Genomic DNA, 703 nt, shown 5'->3' on the forward strand with positions numbered 1-703 from the left:
GCTCGGGCCTCGCGCGGGCGCCCCGCTGGCGGGGGGGGGGCGGGCGGGGCGGGGCGGGGGGGCGGGGCGGGGGGGCCGCCCCCCCCCCCCGGCCCGGGAGGCGCGGGTCGGCGCCTCCGAAGACCGTCGATCGTCAGATCGCCCGGATTCAGCGACCGGCCGGGACCGGGTCGGTGGCCTCGGTCCACAGGTCCTGCTCGGCGCGGTCCGCCTGGACCTGACGGTAGACAAAGAAGCCGCCGAGGGCGACCAGGGCGACCAGGAGAAGCTTCTTCACCGCGGGACCTCGTCCTTCTTGCGTTGGTGGACTCAAGAGCCGGATCCGGCCTGACTGACCGGGCCGACGAGTCCAGTTGCGTTTCGAGCGCGAACGGGCGGCCGGGTGCCAGACCGCCCTTGCGGCCGATGATACACACCGGTGTCCCAATCGTGACCAGCCACCGGTGCGGCCAACCCGGCGGTCCGGCCCGAGGATTGACGCAGCACCTCCTACCGGCCGCTCCGCCCGGGTGCGACCGGCCCGGGGAGGGCCCGTGCGGGCCGGGCCCGTACGGCCCGGGCGCCGCCTCCGCCGGCCTGCTCAGCAGCCCGAAAACGTCGAAGGGCCCCCCGGGGGTTACGCCCGGGCCGGCGGGGGGGGGGGGGCACACAGGGATGTAACCCCGGAGGGTTAAAAACAGAAAGCGGGCCCCGGGATGAGTGG

1 protein-coding gene is annotated in these 703 nt (G+C 75.7%); it reads right to left on the reverse strand.

The features are described from left to right. Positions 1 to 148: 148 nt before the first annotated feature. Positions 149 to 277: a DLW-39 family protein gene (locus ACFV0O_RS29600; protein ID WP_014137031.1), complete on the reverse strand. Its 129-nt coding sequence runs from the start codon at positions 275 to 277 to the stop codon at positions 149 to 151. Positions 278 to 703 lie beyond the last annotated feature (426 nt).

This window comes from Kitasatospora sp. NPDC059577 (assembly GCF_042735475.1).
Lineage (GTDB): Bacteria > Actinomycetota > Actinomycetes > Streptomycetales > Streptomycetaceae > Kitasatospora.